This is a genomic window from Novosphingobium sp. FW305-C-111, from assembly GCF_058783565.1.
The window spans coordinates 321472-340875 of record NZ_JBYSYP010000001.1; the positions used below are offsets into that span (position 1 = coordinate 321472).

At 68.1% G+C, this 19404-nt stretch carries 12 protein-coding genes; 6 read left to right on the plus strand and 6 right to left on the minus strand.

The window, feature by feature from the left end:
* Positions 1 to 14 precede the first annotated feature (14 nt).
* On the minus strand, positions 15 to 380 hold the full coding sequence (locus AC3WLD_RS01680) for a hypothetical protein (RefSeq protein ID WP_492555164.1): 366 nt from the start codon (positions 378 to 380) through the stop codon (positions 15 to 17).
* 203 nt (positions 381 to 583) lie between these two features.
* Between AC3WLD_RS01680 and lptB the strand changes: the two genes are divergently transcribed.
* From lptB to AC3WLD_RS01700, 4 genes are all read left to right on the plus strand, one after another.
* Entirely contained in the window at positions 584 to 1363 is a 780-nt protein-coding gene (lptB, locus tag AC3WLD_RS01685; RefSeq protein WP_492555165.1) for an LPS export ABC transporter ATP-binding protein, read from the plus strand.
* Positions 1364 to 1461: 98 nt separating this feature from the next.
* On the plus strand, positions 1462 to 2967 hold the full coding sequence (gene rpoN / locus AC3WLD_RS01690) for an RNA polymerase factor sigma-54 (protein ID WP_492555166.1): 1506 nt from the start codon (positions 1462 to 1464) through the stop codon (positions 2965 to 2967).
* Positions 2968 to 3050: 83 nt separating this feature from the next.
* Positions 3051 to 3680 (plus strand): hypothetical protein, encoded by a 630-nt coding sequence (locus AC3WLD_RS01695; RefSeq protein WP_492555167.1) that lies wholly within the window; start codon positions 3051 to 3053, stop codon positions 3678 to 3680.
* Positions 3681 to 3799: 119 nt separating this feature from the next.
* A complete protein-coding gene (locus AC3WLD_RS01700; protein WP_492555168.1) occupies positions 3800 to 6613 on the plus strand; it encodes a DUF3857 domain-containing protein in 2814 nt (937 codons plus the stop codon).
* A 22-nt stretch (positions 6614 to 6635) separates the two neighbouring features.
* Here AC3WLD_RS01700 and AC3WLD_RS01705 read toward each other — a convergent pair whose 3' ends face one another.
* From AC3WLD_RS01705 to AC3WLD_RS01720, 4 genes are read right to left on the minus strand one after another with little or no spacing between them, the layout of a single operon-like run.
* Positions 6636 to 7499 (minus strand): phosphodiesterase, encoded by an 864-nt coding sequence (locus AC3WLD_RS01705; RefSeq protein WP_492555169.1) that lies wholly within the window; start codon positions 7497 to 7499, stop codon positions 6636 to 6638.
* 16 nt (positions 7500 to 7515) lie between these two features.
* A complete protein-coding gene (locus tag AC3WLD_RS01710) occupies positions 7516 to 9393 on the minus strand; it encodes a cytochrome c3 family protein (protein ID WP_492555170.1) in 1878 nt (625 codons plus the stop codon).
* Positions 9394 to 9397: 4 nt separating this feature from the next.
* Positions 9398 to 10360: a hypothetical protein gene (locus AC3WLD_RS01715; RefSeq protein ID WP_492555171.1), complete on the minus strand. Its 963-nt coding sequence runs from the start codon at positions 10358 to 10360 to the stop codon at positions 9398 to 9400.
* Positions 10361 to 10363: 3 nt separating this feature from the next.
* A complete protein-coding gene (locus AC3WLD_RS01720; RefSeq protein ID WP_492555335.1) occupies positions 10364 to 12925 on the minus strand; it encodes a cyclic nucleotide-binding domain-containing protein in 2562 nt (853 codons plus the stop codon).
* 277 nt (positions 12926 to 13202) lie between these two features.
* On the opposite strand from AC3WLD_RS01720, the gene AC3WLD_RS01725 reads away from it, so the two are divergent.
* A complete protein-coding gene (locus tag AC3WLD_RS01725; protein WP_492555172.1) occupies positions 13203 to 14210 on the plus strand; it encodes a tetratricopeptide repeat protein in 1008 nt (335 codons plus the stop codon).
* Complete coding sequence (locus AC3WLD_RS01730; RefSeq protein WP_492555173.1) at positions 14207 to 15742, plus strand: glycosyltransferase family 39 protein; 1536 nt, start codon at positions 14207 to 14209, stop codon at positions 15740 to 15742. The genes AC3WLD_RS01725 and AC3WLD_RS01730 overlap by 4 nt, the downstream gene beginning before the upstream one ends.
* Here AC3WLD_RS01730 and AC3WLD_RS01735 read toward each other — a convergent pair whose 3' ends face one another.
* Positions 15743 to 19354 carry a CHAT domain-containing protein gene (locus AC3WLD_RS01735; protein ID WP_492555174.1) on the minus strand — a complete coding sequence of 1204 codons (3612 nt, stop codon included), beginning with the start codon at positions 19352 to 19354 and terminating at the stop codon, positions 15743 to 15745. It abuts the gene before it with no gap.
* Positions 19355 to 19404 lie beyond the last annotated feature (50 nt).

Genomic DNA, 19404 nt, shown 5'->3' on the forward strand with positions numbered 1-19404 from the left:
CGCAATCGGCAGGGTCAGAACGCCGCGATGACCGCCATGGACAGGCCGGTAAAAACGAACGGCAGGCCGATCGCGAGAACCCACAGGACAAGCTGGTCGCGGCGGAACCGGGGCTTGAGCTGGGGATCGCCCGCAGCCGCGTCTCCGATTGCCTCCCAGCGCTTCTCGAAGCGGCGGCACAACGGGATGATCGCTGCGACCAGCACCACCAGTGCCATCATCGGCAGCGCCGACGATCCGGTCTCTCGCAAGGCCTTGGTCGTCACGAAAATCTGGAGCGCCGTGTAGACCAGCAGGGCATAGGCGACATTGTCGCTCATCCGCTTGCGCCAATCGAGCACGCGACCCCGGCTGATACCGGTGGGCATGGCCTTTGCCATCGGCCTGTTCCTTCTTCCAATCCCGGTGCGAGTAAAACACCGAGTCGGTCCGGGATCAAGGCCGATTGCCGTTCTCCGGGCCCCGAACGGGACTGCGCCGCCATGCATGAACCCTGCCAAGCGCGATCTTTCCCTTTTTCCGCGAGGAGATGGCCGCTATTGGGAAGGGCACCGCCGGATGACCGGCCGTCTCTGGAGCCACGATGGACGCTGTCGCCACCCCTGTCGCCGAACGCGCGGACGCCTCCCCTCCGCTCCCGCAGGGCGGGCTCGAAGTCGTCTCGATCGCCAAGAGCTATGACAAGCGCGCCGTGCTCACCGACATCTCGTTGTCGGTCGGCAAGGGCGAGGTGCTCGGCCTGCTCGGACCGAACGGCGCGGGCAAGACCACCTGCTTCTATTCGATCATGGGACTGGTCCGGCCGGATTCGGGGCGGATCCTGCTCGATGGCGTCGATATCACCAAGCTGCCGATGTACCGCCGCTCGGTCCTCGGACTCGGCTACCTGCCGCAGGAAACCTCGATCTTCCGCGGGCTGACGGTCGAGCAGAACATCGCGACCGTCCTCGAACTGGTCGAGCCGGACAAGGCGACCCGGGCCGAGGAACTGGAACGCCTGCTCGACGAATTCGGCCTGACTCGCCTGCGCGGCTCGCCCGCGATGGCGCTGTCGGGCGGTGAGCGGCGGCGCTGCGAAATTGCCCGGGCACTGGCCGCGCGCCCCTCGATCATCCTCCTCGACGAACCGTTCGCGGGGATCGACCCGCTTTCGATCAGCGACATCCGCGACCTCGTCAAGGACCTGAAGCGCCGCGGCATCGGGGTGCTGATCACCGACCACAACGTGCGCGAGACGCTCGACATCGTCGACCGCGCCTGCATCATCTATGGCGGGCAGGTCCTGTTCGCGGGCAGCCCGGAAGCGCTGGTCGCCGACGAAAACGTGCGCCGACTCTACCTTGGCGAGGGCTTCACGCTGTGAAATCTCACGTCATCCCGGCGCAGGCCGGGATCGCTGGCGGCACCCACGAGAAAGGCCAGCGGTCCCGGATCAGGTCCGGGACGACGGGCGCTTAATCCATGGCCCTCGGCCCCCGCCTCGACCTGCGTCAGACCCAGTCGCTGGTGATGACGCCGCAGCTCCAGCAGGCGATCAAGCTGCTGGCGCTGTCGAACCTCGAGATCGAGGCGTTCATCGGCGAGGCGCTCGATGCCAATCCCCTGCTCGAGATCGGCGAGGCCGCGCCGGCGGAACCGTCCGCCGAAACCGGCGGGCCGGACGAGCTGCGCCGCACCCACCTTGAAAGCTCGCCGGTGGACCAGCTCGTCGGCGAAGGCCGCGCCGCGGAGGACCGCCCGCTCGACATCGATGCCAGCGCGCTCGACCGCGACCGCGATACCGGCGACGCCCCGGGAGATTCTGGCACCGACTTCGGCGGCGACACGCGGGTCGGCGGCAGCGGCGAGGGTCCTGGAATCGACGAACGCGGCGGCGGCGAATCGACGCTGGCCGAACACCTCCATGCCCAGGTCGGTGCGGTGGCGCGCGACACGATGCAGCTGTTCCTCGCCCGCTGGCTGATCGACCAGCTCGACGAGGCGGGGTATCTCCACACCTCCCTGCGCGAGATCGCCGGCGACCTTGCGGTGAACGAGGCCGAGCTCGATGCGGCGCTCGCGCTCGTCCAGTCGCTCGACCCGACCGGGGTGGGCGCGCGCAACCTCGCCGAATGCCTCGCCCTGCAGGCGAAGGAGGCAGACCGTTACGATCCGTGCATGGCGCGGCTGATCGACAATCTCGACCTTCTCGCCCGCGGCGAGTTTGCGCGGCTGCGGCGGATGTGCGGAGTCGACGAAGAAGACTTCGCCGACATGCTCTCCGAGCTGCGCGGCTATGATCCCAAGCCGGGCCTGCGCTTCGGTGGCGGCGCGGCGGAAGCGGTGGTGCCCGACATCCTCGTCCGCGCCGCCGCCGGGGGCTTCGATATCGCGCTCAACCAGGCGACGCTGCCGCGCCTCGTCATCAACCGCAGCTACTACGTCGAACTTCGCGGCTCCTGCACGGCGCGCGACGCCAGGGCTTGGCTCGGCGAGAAGCTCGCTGACGCCAACTGGCTGGTGAAGGCGCTCGACCAGCGGCAGAAAACCATCCTCAAGGTCGCCAGCGAGATCGTGAAGCGGCAGGACGGGTTTTTTCGCAAGGGCGTGTCGGAGCTGCGCCCGCTGACCCTGCGCACGGTCGCCGAAGCGATCGGCATGCACGAATCGACCGTCAGCCGGGTCACCTCGAACAAATACCTGTCGTGCGAGCGCGGGACGTTCGAGCTGAAGTTCTTCTTCACCTCGGGCGTCGCCTCGACCGATGGCGAGGGCGGGGCGTCGGCCGAAGCGGTCAAGGCGGCGATCCGCACCCTGATCGATGCCGAGGATCCCAAGGCCGTGCTCAGCGACGACGCGCTGGTCGATCTTCTCAAGGCGAAAGGGTTCGACCTCGCCCGGCGGACCGTCGCCAAGTATCGCGAGGCGATCGGGCTCGGCAGTTCGGTGCAGCGGCGGCGGCAGAAGGCGCTCGCCGCCGTCCGCTAGGCCCCTTGGGCGGCAGCGGAGGGACGGGCATCGCTTGCGCCCGCGCCGCGCCGCAATAGTGTCTCCGGCGAGGGGGAAGGACGATGACTCCGATCATGATCTGGGGCGGCGCGCTGGCCGCCTATGCGGCGTTCCGGCTGTGGTACGACAACTGGCGCGGGCCGCTCACGCCTGCCGAGATCGATGCGTTCATGGCCGAGGTCGCCGGGCGGTTCGAGGAAAGCGCGAATGATCCGGCGACCATGCGCGCCTTCCTCGAAGCCGACGATGGGCGCGAATTCCTCATGCTCAACCTGATCCGGGTCGAACCCGGCACGGTGACCGACCCCCAGAGCGGTGAGAGCGTGCCGGGGCGCACGATGCTGCTGCGCTATGCCCGCCGGTTCATCCGCCATCTCGTGCGGCGCGGCGGGCATCCGGGGATGATGGCGGACAAGGTTGGCGGATATGTCGACGCGTGGAACACCACACCCGATCCCGGCTGGAGCCTGTTCAGCGTGATGCGTTACCGCAGCCGCCGCGACCTCGTGAAGATCGCCCGCGATCCGGATTTCCGGGCCGGCCACCCGGACAAGGTCCTCGGCACCGCGGCGACGTTCTCGTTCCCTGCCCGGCGCGGACCATCGTTGTACCTTGGCCCGCGCGTTTGGGTCGCGCTGGTGCTGGCGCTGGTGGCGGCGCTCGCGCATCTTGCCCTGCTGTCGGCGCACTGACGGGCCGTCCCGCCAGTCGGAGCGAACGTCTTACACGCTCCATTTCGACTGCGAATACGCTTGCCGAAACGCCGCGCGGCGATAATCTCGATCGCTAAGCTATTCGGGGGATTGGGGTTTTGAAGAAGTCGCTGCTCTGCGCTGCCGCGCTGCTGTGTCTGCCGGCGATTCCCGCACGGGCGGGGGACGAGCCGTTGTACCAGCCGCCGCCAGGCTGGGTGAAGGCCGCCCCGACGCTTGACCAGGCGCGCCTCAAGACCGGCCCTTCGCTCGTCGTCTCGGACACGCAGAGCCGGTTCGAGGATGGCCGCGTCTGGACTTACACCGACACCGTCATCCGCCTCGATACGCCCGAAGCCCTGACCCAGTGGAGCATGCTCAACGGAGCATGGATGCCCGACAAGGGCGATCTCATCGTCCATCGCGCCCAGATCCTGCGCGGGGACGAGACGATCGACCTGCTGGGTGACGACAGGTTCACCGTGATTCGCCGCGAATCGCAGCTGGAGCAGCGGGTTCTCACCGGGATGCTTACCGCGAACATGCCGGTGAAGGGCCTCCGCGTGGGCGATGCGCTCCGCCTCAGCGTGTCCGTGACCGAGCGCGACGCGGCGCTTGGCGGGAAGGTCCAGGATGTCCAGGTCGTGCCCGACGACGATACGGCGCTGGGCTTCGGACGGATCGAACTGTCGTGGCCCAGGGACCGCAAGCTGGCGTGGCGGACCGGCCCGCAGCTGACCCTCCCGGCCGATGCCGACAAGGTCGTCGATGGCTGGCACGTCCTCTCGGTGCCGGTCGGCTCGAAGCGGATCGCCATGCCCGACGATGCGCCGCAGCGGTACTTGCGCAAGACGTCGGTCCAGATCGGCGACTTTGCCGACTGGAAGGACGTTTCGCGCACGATGGCGCCGCTGTTCGCCACCGACGGCCTGATCGCGCCGGGCAGCCCGCTTGCCGAACAGGTGGCGGCGATAGAGGCCGCGCACCCCGACCCGCTCGGCCGCACCGCGGCGGCGCTGGCGCTGGTCCAGGGCAAGATCAGCTACCTGCTGATGGGGATGAACGGCGGCAACTATGTCCCCCAGACGCCGGCGCACACCTGGGACGTGCGCTATGGCGATTGCAAGGCCAAGTCACTTCTCCTGCTCAGCCTGCTGCGGGCGATGGGGATCGAATCCGAAGCGGTGCTGATCAATGCCACGGCCGACGACATGCTGCCCGAGGTCCTCCCGCTCCCGGCGGAATTCGACCACGTGATCATCCGTGCGGTGGTCGACGGGCAGGAGCTGTGGCTCGACGGGACACGCCCGGTCACCCAGCTGGCCGACATCGGCGATTCGCCGCCGTTCCGCTACGCGCTGCCGCTGCGGCCGGACGGGGCGGACCTCGTGCCGATCGTCCGCCATCCCCCGGCGCGGCGGTTCATGGCAGTGTCCGGCACACTGGATGCGACCGGCGGCATCGACATGCCGATGCCGTTTGCGACCACGATCGCCATCCGGGGCGATCTGGCCGCGTACATCCACCTCGCGGAGGGCCAGCTCACCCCGAAGAAGCGCGACGAAATGATCGGGAGCCTGACCCGATCGTTCATCGATAATGCGATGATCGGTTCGGGCACGATGGCCTGGGACGAGGCTACCGGCACCATCACCATGTCCGTCAGCGGCGTGACCTCGGAAGACTGGTCCTATGACCGTGGGAAGTGGACACTTTCGCTTTCGACCCCGTCCGAGCAAAAGGCCTTCGCCCCCGACCGGGCGCGCGCGGCATGGAAGAACGTGCCGGTCGCGACCCGGGTATCGGGGCCGATGGCGGCCCTGCTCGGCAGCGCATCCGTGGAGCGGACCGTTCGTCTCCCCGGTGGCGGCGCAGGGTACACCATCGAGGGAGACGCGGTATTCGCCGACACGCTCGCGGGGCTCGCGATGACCCGCGACATTGCCATCGCCGGCGAAATGCTGACGCAAAAGGAAACCATCGACTTCAGCGGCGTCGAGATTCCCGCTGCGGAGCTTCCCGCCCTGCGCACCCGCATGGCGCAGGTCATCGCCAGGCAGCCCCGCCTGGTCGCGCCCGCCGACACGCCGCGTTACTGGCAAGTGCCGCAGGCGGAACGCCGCGCGCGCTATGCGGCGATCGAGGCAGGCTATACCGCGGTGATCGCCCGCGATCCGGAAGACCAGAGCGGCTACGCCTGGCGGGGCTGGTTCCGCGACCGTGCCGGAAACAAGACCGGGGCGCTGAGCGACTTCGCCAAGGCCATCGCCATCGAACCCACCACGTTCACCTACAACGCCCGGGCCAGACTGTACGAAGGCGCGGGCAAGTTCGCCCCGGCGCTTGCCGACTTCACCGCAGCGGCCGAACTCGATCCGTCCGACGACACGATCGCCGCGGACCAGGCGCGCCTGCTCCTCAAGACCGGGAAACCGGATCAGGCGCGGGCCCTGCTCGACGAGCGCATCGCCAATTCCGGGAGCCAGAACAGCAACCTTTACGCCTCGCTCGCTGACCTGATGATCCGCGCGGGCCAGGGGGCCGAGGCGATTGCCGTGCTCGACGAGCAGATTGCCTCGCATCCCAGCGACTCGACGCTGCTTTACGCCCGCTGCTGGGTCAAGGGAACGACCAGCGTCCAGCTCGATTCCGCGCTCAAGGATTGCAGCAAGGCGATCGAGCTGAGCGACAGTCCGGCGCAATCGCTCGACAGCAGGGCAATGGTGTTCTTCCGGCTCAACCGGCTGGAGGAAGCCCAGGCCGATCTCGATGCCGCGCTGCTGACCTGGCCGGATTCGGCCTCCGCCCTGTTCATGCGCGGCGTGATCGGGAAGCAGCTGGGCCGGGCCGGCCATGGGAGCGACCTGGCAGCCGCGCGCGAGATCGACCCGATGGTCGATGCGGACTTCAAGATTTACGGCATCGCGCCCTGAGCGGCGCCAGCCTGCCCGGCGGTCAGTGGTGCCCTTCGGCGCCCGGCCGCTCGGCCAGCATGTGCTGGATCATGCCCTGCAGGTTCTGGTCGTAGCGCGCGAGGACGGCGTGGTCCTCGGCCGTGTTCCAGTGGGTAATGAGCTCGCGCCCGTTCCACCAGTGCAAGGCATAGGCCGGCGGATCGGCGATGATCAGGTGCCGGTGGTCGGGCACGTCGGGATCGATCGGGCGTAGGTCGAGCGCGACCTGCGGCGCGGTCGACGGGCAGGTCGCGACCACGAGGTCTTCCCAGTGCGTCGTCACCGCGCGGTGGATGTGCCCGCAGACGAGACCGATCACGTTGTCGCGCTTGGTCAGGCAATCGGCGAGGCGGTGGACCCACGGTTCGCGCGGGTCGGTGTTCATCCACGGAATCCCCACCTCGATCGGCGGGTGGTGCTGGACAATCAGGGTCTTCTTGCTGGTTTCCTCGTCCAGACGGGCGTTGAGCCAGTCGGCCCGCGTCTCGCAGAACGCACCGCCGTGGCGGCCTTCCTCGAGCGTGTCGAGGACGAGGATCCGCAGGTCCGGAGTGTCGATCTCGTACTGGAGGAACCCGTCGGTGAAGACGTAGTCGGGGAACACTTCGGTGAAGTTGGCGCGCTCGTCGTGGTTGCCAAGCGCGAGGTAATACGGGAACGGCAGGTCGGCGAGCGCTTCCTTCAAGCGGCGGTAGCTGCCCGCATCGCCCCGGTCGATCAGGTCACCCGTGCACAGCAGCATCTGCGGCTGCGGATCGAGCGCGCGGATCGTCTCGATCGTCCGGTCGAGCCGCTGGCGATTGAACTCGCCCGGCGTGTCCGGCTCGAACCCCAGGTGGATATCCGTGATCTGGGCGATCAGCATCGGCGACCCGGCCCCTTCAGCGCGAGGCTGCGCGGAAGGGGAAGCGCGGACGATCGGCAGCGTCGGCGGTGTTCACCTTGGGCTTCTTGGGTGTCCAGGGGGCGCCGCCATCCATGTGGTAGGAGTGGCACATCGCGCAGCCGCTTTCGACCGGGTCCTTCGGGTTATACGCAGCCAGCTTCGTGCCGGCCTCGCCCACGTGGCAGGTCCGGCAGCCGCCAGGGCCGTCCAGACCCGGCACCAGCAGGTCGGTCGCGTCGTTCGAGGTCTTCGACTTGACGTGGCATTCGGCGCAGTCGGACTTGGTGTGGTCCTTGTGGCTGAACCAGCCGGTGTTGTAGTAGCGGTTGTTCTGCGCGACCTTCTGGACGGTGAAGCCACCGGTCGCCGCCGGACCGCCCGGGGTCACGGTGTGGCAGTCATAGCACATCCCGCCCTTCGAGAAGACTGCCGCGATCGCCTGCTCTGCGCGGGTCGGATAGAAGCGCACGGCGCGGGCATAATCGGCTGCGGTCGACTGCATCGCTGCATCACCCGGGCGGCGGCGGGCCATGCCCGAAAGCGTCGCCGGGCGCGGCGGCGCGGTGCCGCGGTAGAACGCCCGCAGGTCCGCCACCACCATCGCCGGCTCGCCATGGCGGAGCGTGCGGAACGTGCCGTCAACCTGGTCGAAGCTCAGCGAGTGGCAGGTCTGACAGGACTTCTCCATCTCGACCGGCTTGTAGCGCACGCCGGTCGCGTCGACCTCGTGGCAGTCCTTGCAGTCGAGCGCCTGCGCCCCGCGATACTCGCTGGCGCGGCGGGCGACCATCTGGGCGACGCCATTGGTCTTGGACAGATGCTGGGCGTGGGTGAACTTGAGCCCGTCGTTTTCGCGGAGCGTGGGCGACCACGTGGCACGCTGGAACACGGGCTTGTCCCCGCTCGGGTCCACGATGATCATGGGCCGGAACTGGGGATGGGCCGTGCCGAAATCGGCGGCATCTGCGATCTTCGTGTCGGGCAAGCGCGATTTCAGTCCGTCATGGCATTCCGTGCAGAATTTCTGCTGGGTTGCCGGCATAGCACCCGCGCCCTCATGCTCGGTGTGACAATCGACACACCTGCCGGCGGGGCGATTGAATGCGCTGGCGACCGCGCGCTGGAACGCGGCGAACCCGGTCGGCTCTCCCCGCGCGGCGAGCAGGCGGTTGCCGTCCTTGATGTGCTGGTGCGCGTCATCGGTGTGGCAAGTCAGGCAGGCGTTGTCGCGTACGGCCACGAAGGCGTCGACGTGGCAGGCCTGGCAGTCGTTGTTGAGGCTTTTGTGGGCGAGGCTGAGATGCCCCGAGGACCACGCTGTGTCCGCGTGGATGCCGTCGGGCCGCCGCGCCTTTTCCTGCAGGGACAGCGGCTTGTAGGTGGCGTACGACCAGATTGGGCCGACGAGGAAGGCGAGCAGGACGAGGACGGCGAAGCCCCAGGCCGACATCCGCTTGCCCGGCAGCAGCCCGGCCAGCGTGTAGGCCTTGTTGGCGTCGATATCTTCGGCCGATTCGGACAGCGCCTCGACCCGGACGATCGAGAACGTCGGCAGTCCGCTGTCGGCGTCCTTGCCCACGGTGAGGCGGTGCCCGCCGAACATGAGTTCCGCACCGGCGGCGAACTGGAACTCGACCCGGCCGACGCTGCGACCGTTGAAGGTGAACGGCTGCTCGCCGACCGATTCGACCAGCAGGGTGCCGTCGTCGATCCGGCGGACGCGGGCGTGGCGGGGATCGACCGCGAGGTCGGGCAGGTGGATCCCGCAGTCCTTGTCGCGGCCGATGACGAGTTCGTCACCATCGATGCGGCTCGGCCGGACGATTTCCTCGCCACTGGCCTTGAACGAGATCTGGCGGACAAGAAAGCTCATGCGCTCACCAGTAGAAGAAGACGGAGACGATATGGGCGGAGAGCGCGGCGATCAGCGCGAAGGTGACCGGCACATGGACATAGAGCCAGGCCTGGAGCCATGACTTGATCCGCAAGTGTCGTCGCAGGCGCGCGAGCGTGCCCTCCTTCTTCGTCAGCAGCGCATCGACCCGGTCGAGCGGGTCGTCGGCCTTGCGCGGGCGATAGGCTCGGGCCTCACGCAGCTTGGACGCGGCCATGCGGGTCTTGCACTTCGGGTAGCGCCCGGTGATCCGGTTCCACACCGAGCCGGCGAAGGGATCGTCGTCGAGGCTCTGCTCGACCAGTGCGGCGTCGGCGGGATCGAGCGGCTGGGCGGCGTCGTGGATCTGGCGGTCGAGCGAGCGGAGTTGCTCGATCATCTGCTTCTCGGTGATCGCACCGTCTTCGTCGTAGCGGTTGGCCGAAAGCGAGCGCGGCAGCGTCGCATAGACCCAGATGCCGAACGCGCCCGAGGCAATCACCAGCATCATCAGCGCCCACGCCAGCGTGTGGACGTTCCAGCCGAGGTCGAAGCCCGAATGAAGCGTCCCGATCACGATCAGCGAGAGGCCGAGATAGACGTGCGCCGAGGTCCACGCCTTGAGCGACCAGGTGCCCGGCGTGATCGCGCGCTTGCGCATCCCCAGCGCAGTCAGCCACAGGATCAGCAGCGCGCCGACCGTGCCGAGCGTGTAGCCGAGCCAGGTCGAGCCGAAGTGCTGGTTCGGAAGCGGCACGAAGATGTAGAGCACGATCAGCGCGATCACGAGGACCGCCGACAGCTTCAGCCACAGGAAGTTGTTGTGCGAAAGGAACCCTTCGTGCGTCGAGGCACGCTCGCGCCGGACCTTGCCGCGCTTGACCGGCGCGGTCGTCGAGGTCGTGTTCGGCTCGGTCGCCGCGGTCTCGAGCGGATTTTCGTCGGGGTTCTGTGCGATGCTTGCCATGCCTCAGGCCCCCTCGTTCTCGAGCCGCGCGACGGTCAGGAACTCGTCCGGCGCGACGCGGATTGCGGCGCCGGTCGGGCAGGCGCGGACGCACGACGGACCGCCGTCGATGCCGGAGCACATGTCGCACTTGATCGCCTTCTTGCGTTCGAGCGCGTCCTTGGTCTTCTTCCGCTCTTCCTCGTCGGCGATGCCGTCGATGATCTTGCCGACCGTCTTCTTCGACCATTTGTACGGCGGCTCGCCGGGCCCGGGGCCCTTGCCGAAGAACAGCCACGACAGCAGCGACGGCTTCTTCGGCGGGACCTTCTCCATCCGGATCACGCCGTAGGGGCAGTTGCGCTGGCAGTTGCCGCAGCCAATGCAGGTGTCGTTGATATAGACCTCGCCGTCCGGCCCGCGATGGATCGCGTTGGGCGGGCAGTCGGCCATGCAGTGCGGGTGCTCGCAGTGGCGGCACGAGGTCGGCACGTGGAGGTGGGCGAAGCTCTTGCCCGCCTCGCGGTCGAGCCGCGACAGGCCGTCGTGGCTGTCGGCGCAGGCCTTCTCGCAGTTGTCGCAGCCCACGCACAGCCGCTCGTCGATCAGCAGCACGTCGGTCGCTTCCGAAACGCCCTGCGAGACGAGGAACTTGGCCTGTTCGGAGAACAGGTCGACCACGCCGGAGAAGCTGTCCTTCTTCGATTCGATCAGCGCGTTGGTCTCGCGGCGGACCTTCATGTCCTTCCGCGCGCGTTCGAGCAGCGCGGGCTTGGCCGCAAGGACCTTGGCGAAGGCATCGCCCTGGATGCGCACGACCTCGCTCTTGATCGCGGCGCGGACGGTCGCGGTGCGCTGGCCGCCGTCGATCAGCGCCATTTCGCCGACATAGGAGCCGGCGGGGAGGTAGCTGAGGAACACCGGCTTGCCGCCGATTTCCTTCTCGACGATCATCGAGCCGACGCGGATGACGAAGATGTCGGTCCCATCCTCGCCCTCGTTGATGATGGTCTTGCCCGCCGGGACCTGCTCGATTTTCGCCGTGTCGACCACTTCCTTGATGTCGTCGGGGGTCAGTCCCGAGCCGAACATCTGGAGCAGCTGGCGCTCGGTGGTGATCCGCGCGATCGCGGCCTTGGCGGTCGGCACCTGGCTCTGCAGCTTGAGCGCCGCGGTGCGGCTGATCTCGACGCAGATCGCATTCTCGGCCGCGACGATGGTCGCGCCGCGGCGGCGACCGGAGATCAGGCCGACCTCGCCGAAGATCGAACCCGCGCCGATCGGAATGAGCAGCGGCTCGGCATCGGGGCGCGGCACCACCACATTGACCGAGCCTTCGGCAATGGCGAACAGCGATGACCCTGGGTCGTTCTTCTCGAACACCACGTCGCCCTTGCGGTACGCCTTCATCTCGGAATCGAGCATGAATTCGCGCAGCTGCAGCGTGGTCATGCCCGAGAGGATCGAGACGTTGTTCTTGAGGTACTCGAGCCAGTCGTTGACCGACTTCTTCTGCGGCATGGCCTTGAACTTGGCTTCGAGCAGCGGCTCGTCCGCGGGCTTCAGATCGGTGTTGCCGGCGATGAACTCGATCACGTCGTGACCCTGGTTCATGCAGTGCTTGATCAGGGGATAGCCGGCGAGCGCGCCGATCACGAAGATGCCGGGCGCGGTCGATTCGAACACCGGCGACAGCGTCGGGAAGGCGAGCCGGTCGGCGCTGGCGAACTCGATCCCGCAGCCCTCGACGAAGCCGCGCGGCGGGGCCGAGCCGATGCGGGCGATGATCCGGTCGCAGCGGATCTTTTCCTCGCCCTCGCGGGTCGAAAGCGTGATCCAGCCGGGCTCGACCGCCTTGGTCTCGGTCTCGTAGCGGATGTCGAGCTTGCGTTCGTCGCGGTCGGCGATCAGCGCCATCGCGTTCGGCGGCTTGGCCGTCGGGAAGCTTTCGACCTCGTTCTGCGAGCGCGGCGCGCGGTTGAGCACGGTGACGACGTTGCCCTGCGCCGCGTCCTCCACCAGGCCGCGGGCGTTCTCGATCCCCGCGTCGCCGGTGCCGACGACGACGATGTGTTCGTCGAGCACGGCATAGGGGTCGTCCAGCTGGTACGTGACGTGCGGCAGGTCCGCGCCCGGGCAGCGCATCAGGTTGGGATTGCCCTGGGTGCCGATGGCGAGGATCACGTTCTCCGCCATGACCGTCTCGCCATTGGTCAGCGTGATCGCATAGGGCGGCGCGTGGCGCTGCAGTTCGGTCGTGGTGCTCGATCCGTCGCGGGCGCGGGTGACGATCTTCTGGATCGAGCCGGGAATGGCCTCTCCGGTTCCCTTGATCGCCTTGACCTCGGCATTGTACTTGACGTTGACGCCCAGTTCCTCGGTCCGGTCATCCCACTTCTTGAGGATGTCCTCGCGCTTGCCCGCCTCGAATTCCTGCTTGCCCCCAGCCCTCAGGATGAGCTGGTTGGGCGTCGCCATGACGTGCTTGCCCTTCTGGTACTTGTAGATCGTGTCGGACAGGTGATCGGTCTTTTCGAGCAGGACGTGGCTCATCCCGCGCGCAGCAGCCTGGCTGGCCGCGCTCATGCCCGCGGGGCCAGACCCGATAATCGCAACCTTGTAGACCTCGCTCACTGGCGCGTGTCCCCCGCAACGACGACCGCGGCGCTTCTTGCGAGCACCCGGTTCGACCCCAAGTTTCGTTGCGACCCCTTTTCCCGACATTAGCGAAAGGAACTGCGTTTGCCACCCGCAATTTGCGTGTCGTTGCAGATCGGCCCCAATTCGCTGCGCCCCGCTTGCGTCCGCGCTGGCCTCCGCGATATGCCCCCTCGCGACACGACTGACGGGAACACCACCACCGATGAGCGAGAGCCCTGATTCCGCCCCCCAGCCAGCGACCGCGCGGGACGATGCCGCGCCTCCCCGCTATGGCCGGATCGCCCTGATTGCCGCGGCGGCGCTGGCCCTCGGCGCTGCGGGGGTTTCGGCCTATCGCAACAGCCAGGGCGGAACGCCCGATCTGCCGGAGGCGTCGGCCAGCGGCGGGGCGCAGCAGCCGACGGTCGACGAGGTGATCACCAGCCTCGAGAAAAAACTCAAGGACAATCCCGACGACGCCGAAGGCTGGCGGATGCTCGGCTGGTCCTATTACCAGACCGAGCGTTTCGCCGAGGCGGCGACCGCGCTGAAGCGCGCGACCACGCTCGACCCCAAGAACGCGGAGACCTTCTCGTTCCTCGGCGAGGCGCTGGTCATGGCCAGCAACGACGACGGCAAGATGCCGCGCGACGCGCGCCTCGCTTTCGAAAAGGCGCTGGAGCTCGATCCCAAGGACGCCCGCGCCCGCTATTTCCGCGCCGTGGCGATGGACCTCGACGGACGGCACAAGGCGGCGATCGACGCGTGGTTCGAGCTGATGGCCGACACCCCGGCCGATGCGCCTTATGCCGAGGACGTCCGCAACGTGATCGCCGAGGTCGCCAAGAAGAACAACATCGATGTGACCAAGCGGCTGGCCGAGGCGAAGTTCGCTCCGCCGGCCAGCGGCCTCAAGACCGCCGGGCCCTCCATGGCCGCCGCCGCCGTGCCGGGGCCGACCTCGGAAGAGATGAAGGCCGCCGGGCAGCTTCCCGCCGGACAACAGGAGGCGATGGTCCGCGGCATGGTCGACGGGCTGGAAGGCAAGCTCAAGGCCAACCCCGCCAACGCGCAAGGCTGGATAATGCTGATGCGCAGCCGGATGCAGCTGGGCGAACCGGCCAAGGCGCAAAAGGCGCTCGCCGATGGCCTCGCCGCGTTCAAGAACGACACCCAGACCAGCCGCCAGCTGCGCGAGGCGGCGGCGACGCTGGGGGTGCCGGGGGCGTGACCTCGCACGCGTCGGGCCGGGGCAAGCGCGTGGCGCTCGACCGGTTGGCGCTGGGCTGCGCGGCAGCGGTATTCGCTGTGCGCTTCGCCTTCATCGGCCACTATGACCTGTTCCGCGACGAACTCTACTTCATTGTCTGCGGCCAGCATCCCGCGTTCGGCTATGCCGACCAGCCACCGCTGGTCCCGCTTATCGCCGCGGCCCTCTACAAGCTCGGCCTCGGTGCCTGGGGCGTGCGGATTCCGGCTGCGCTGGCAGCGGGCGCGCTGGTGTGGCTGGCGGTACGGATCACGCGGCTTCTCGGCGGCAACGGGATGGCCGTCGCGCTTGCGGTGCTGACCGCGGCGACGGCACCGATGCTGATGGGCATTACCACAACGCTCAACACCACGACCTTCGACCCGATCGCCTGGACCGCTATCGCTTGGCTTATGCTTCGCGCCTTGCGGCTGGGCGACGACCGGGCGCTGCTGTGGGCGGGCGTCGTCGCGGGGCTTGCTCTGGAGGTGAAGTATTCGCTGGTTTTCTGGCTGTTCGGACTAGTCGTCGGCTTGCTGGTGACGCCCGAGCGGCGAGTGCTGGCAAGGCCGGCACTGTGGGGCGGGTTCGCGATCGCCACATTAATCGCCGCTCCGTCGGCGATCTGGCAGGCGTTCAACGGCTTGCCCTTTCTCGAGCTGGGCAAGGCGGCGGCGGGCAAGAACGTCGACGTGCCCCTGGGCGAATTCCTTGCCAACCAGGTCATGGTGATGAATCCCGTTTTTGCGCCGGTCTGGCTAGCGGGACTGATCGCGCCATTCGTCTCAAGGCGCTTGCGCGACCTGCGGTTCGTGCCGGTGGCCTGCCTCGTGGTGCTGGTCATTGTCCGACTGGGGCACGGCAAGGATTACTACCTCGCGCCGTGCTACCCAATTCTCTTCGCGATCGGCGCGGTGGCGATTGGCGCTTGGGCAGTGGCCCGCTGGCGCAAGGGCTTCGTCGGAACGTGGAGCGCGGCCGGACTCGCGGTCTCGGCCCTCGCCGCACCGATGGCGATCCCGCTGCTTTCGCCGGGCGCCCTCGCGGCATGGATCGAGCGGCTCGGCATCGCCCCGCAGCAGCAAGAGCGCAGCTTCGCCGGGACCGCGCTTCCCCAAGTCTTCGCCGACCAGCTCGGTTGGCACGACTTCACCGCGCAAGTTTCCGCTGCCTGGAGGCAAGTGCCTGAGGCTGACCGTCAGGCTACCGCCATCCTCACCGGCAACTACGGCGAGGCGGCGTCGCTCGATCTCTATGGCAAGGGTCTGCCGCAGGCGCTGTCGGGCCACAACCAGTACTGGCTCTGGGGCCTGCGCGGACAGGACCCGCGGCACCTGCTGGTGGTGACCGGCGACCCGGTTGAACTCGCATCCTGGTGCGGCTCGGTCACGGTCTTGGGCCGGACCTACTCGAAGTGGGCGGTGGCGCATGAAAACGGCAAGGCCATTGCATTGTGCCGCGACCTCAGGGAACCGCTGGACCGGCTTTGGCCCGATGAGCGCAACTTCAGCTGATCATTCCGAGACGTCGCCGATCAGTACGAACGGTGCCCACGCGTTGGGATGGGCCCAGCTGTTCTCATAGCGGCCCCCGTCGCTCGTCGTGACCACGCCATCGGCGACCGGGCTCTTGCGGATCTCGCGCTGGGCGCGCTGGAACGCCTCGGCGCGCGACACATCGGGATCGAGGCTGCGGATCTGCAGCGCCCGGACGGTCATCTTCGCGGCAACATCGTCGCGCACCGGCCAGTGCGACACCAGCAGGCTGCGCGCGCCCGCATAGAAGAACGAGCGGGCGAGCCCCGAGAGCGCGGGCGCCCCGTCGCTGCCGTCGCCCCCGGCGGTGTTGCAGGCCGACAGGATCACCCAGTCGGCGGACAGCTTGAGCCGGGCGACTTCCTCGGGCGTCAGCAGGCCGTTGTCGTTGGCGCTCGCCTCCGCCGGCGGGGTGAAGACCAGACCCGGCTCCTGCCCCGGGCCGAGTTCGCCCGCGAGCAGGCCGTGCGTGGCGAACGTGACGACGCCATAGCCCGACAGGTCGAGCGACTTGATCGTGCTCTCGCTGGCGCTCTCGCGCAGCCGCAGCGCATCGTCGCCGAGCGACAGCGCGCTGGCCATCGCCTTGAGCTCGCGGCCCGTGCCGGGAAGGCTCGGCAGCTTGCGCAAGCGTTCGACGTCGAGCGTCGCCTTGCCGCCGCCCGGGTCCTTTTCGTAAAGGTCGGCGACCGGCACCCCGCGCACCGCGCCGCGGCGCGATCCGGTGTCCTGCGCCGGTCCGGCGAGCGCCGGATCGCCGATGCCGATGAACGCACCCTTGCGCTGGCCCGGCTTCGCCTTGAACTTGCGCAGGAACGCGAGGCTCTGGAGCGAGGGCAGCTCGGCCAGGGTGAAGCGGTCGGCGAGCCACGAGGTACCGCGCAGCGCCGCCGGATCGTCGTCGGCCCCTTGCGGCGCAGCGGTGACCAGCATCGCGAGTGGCATGGCCCCGAGCGCGCCGCTTGCCGAAACCAGCAGCTTCGTCTTGCCGCCGAGCTGCGCCTCGTGCGGCGCGATCAGCTTGCCGTAGAGCGCAAAGGCGGTGTCGCGGTCGAACCCGCTTTCCCCGCCATCGACTGCGTCGGCCCATTCGGCCTGCTCGGCAGCGGTCGGCCCGACCGAGCCGCCGGCGAACCACAGCAGCCGCCGCACGTCCTGCCCGAGCTGGTCCGCGGTCAGATCGGCCCGCACCCAGTGCGCGCCCTCGCTGGTCACCACGATCGAGTGGGTGCCGCGCTCCGTCGGCACGATCAGCAGCGCCGCCTCGTCGGGCTTGAGCAGCGCCCGGGCCTCGGCAATCCCCAGTGCACGCGGCCGGATCAGCGCGAAGTAATCGGGGAAGCGGGTGCGCAGTTCGGCAGTGACCTGCTCGAACTCGGCGAGGTCCTTCTGCGCCTGCGCGGCCCCTTCGCGCTGGGCGACACCGCTGCGGACGCTGAGGTCGAAATCCGGCGTCTTCTGGTCGACGCCGTAATAGGGTGCAAGCTTGTCGAGCAGTTCGCGCCGCCGCCCGACCAGCGCGGCGAGCGCCGGGTCGGTCGTCGCCGGGTCCGCCGCCACCGACATGGCGAGCGACAGGCTGGTCGGATCGAGTGTCGCGTCCTGCGCTGCGGTGACCGCGGCTTCGAGCAGGTCTCCGCCCTTCGCCTGCCGCGCCCACGCAGCATCGAGCAGCGTGGTGAAGCGGTTGGCATAGCCGGCGCTGCGGGCGAGCTGGGTTTCTTCGCGGACCGTGCCGCCCAGTCCCTCGCGGAACGTGCGCTCCTCCTGCGCCCCGGCAAGCGCCGGATCGAAAGCCTCGCCGGCGCGCGCCGGATCGGCGAGCAGGCGTTCGATGGTCAGGTACTGGATGCCCTTGTTCTCGGCGTCGTATTCGTTGGGGAAGAGGTAGCCTTCGGCATAGAGCCGCTCGTTGATTGCGCGCTTCTTCGCCAGCGTCGCGTCGGCATCGGCCAGCCGCCCCAACGCGATCTGCGCGCCGGCCAGCGCTGAGGTATCGATGCTGAGCGCGATGTAGTTGGGTTCCCCCTTCTCGTCGATCGCCAGCAGCTCGGCATAGGCCGCCACCGTTTGCTCGTGCTGGCCGAGCACCTGCGAGGCATCGGCCACCTCTCGCAGCAGGTCGCGGTATTCGCCCGGCTTCTCGGCGGTTTCACCGCGTGCCTTGCGCAGCGCCATCATCTGTCCGCCCAGCGAAGCATCGCAGCGCGCCACGTCCCGAGCGCCCCTCGCGGTGAGCTGCGGCAGGCCGCTGCCAAGCGTGATTACATCCGCCTTGCCATAGCACTGGAACAGCTCGATCTTGAGCGCGGCCAGCTTCTCGTTGACCGGGTCCGGAGCCGGTGCCTTCCCGCCTGCGACCGCCGCCCGATACGCCGCGCTGGCCGCGGGAAGGTTCGCGCCGTCGAGCAGGGCAAGGCCTTCCTTGAACCCGGCGGTTCCGGTCAGATCGCCGCAGGCCTGAACTTCGCAGGCTTTCCTGGCGATCATGATTCCGCCTGCGGTCAGCTGGTCCGCGAGCAATGCATCGCCGGCCGCAAAGCCGTCGGCCGCAACCAGAAGCGCGTAGCGCAGGACCAGCGGGTCCTTGATCGCCGCCTCCTTGCCAAGCGCCTCGCCGAGCGCCTTCAGGCCGGAAATGTCCCAGGTGACCGCGGAGTCGAAATTGTTGATCTCGATGTTCTGCTGCCGGTAATCGATCATCGCGTTGTACTGCGAGATCGCGCCGTTGCGGGTGACAGCCGCGGCCAGCCCGGCGATCCGGTCTGCCTCGGCACTGCGCCCTGCGATCCGCAGCATGTCCTCGTGGCGCGTGAGGAATTCGAGGTCCATTTTCTCGAGCGGGCGCAGGCTGGTCAGGATCGCCAGGAGCTTGGCGTCGCCCTTCAGGAGTATCGACCGGTCGTCCGCAGGCAGCGCCGCGCGCGCGGCACTCAGCCGCTTGCGCACCGCCGCTTCGGTCGCCGGGTCGCCGGCGAGGAGAGCGAACTGCTCGGTTTCGGTCAGGTCAACTTCGGCATCGACCGTCGCCAGGTACAGCCCCAGCGCCCCGATATAGCCATCCGACGTCGTCCCGTAGAAATTGGCGGAATCGGCGTTGATCTCCTCGACCAGCAGCAGGTCGGCCGCCAGCTTGCGCTGCCCCGCCCGGTCCTTCACGTTGGCGAGGTCCTCGATCTTTGCCCGCAGGTAATCACCCCACGCGACAAGGCGCTCGGGCGAAGGGTCGAGCCCGGGCAGCTGCGGCGGGGACGTCTTGATGAACCGGTCGTAGTCGGCATCGGGCCGGCGCGGCAGCGGACCGGGCACTTCGACCGTCAGGAACGAGGCATCGACCGGCTCCACCGGCAGCTTCAGGCCCGTCGCGTCGGCGCGCTTGTAGATCTTCTCGAACCCATCGGCGACCGCTTCGAAGCGGTTGTCGGGATAGTCTTCCTCTGCTGGCGGGCTCTCGGGCATCGTCTGCATGACGGGTATCTTGCTGATGTCGATCAGCGGCGGGGCCTTGGGCTTCGCCAGCGTTTCGCCCGTGCTCGCCGCCAGCGCCAGCACCGCCAGCGCCGCGCCCTGCAACAACCGCCTTCTGCTCATACCGTCCCCCTGCACCGGCGGCCTTTTCACGCCCGCCAGCACAGGAGCAG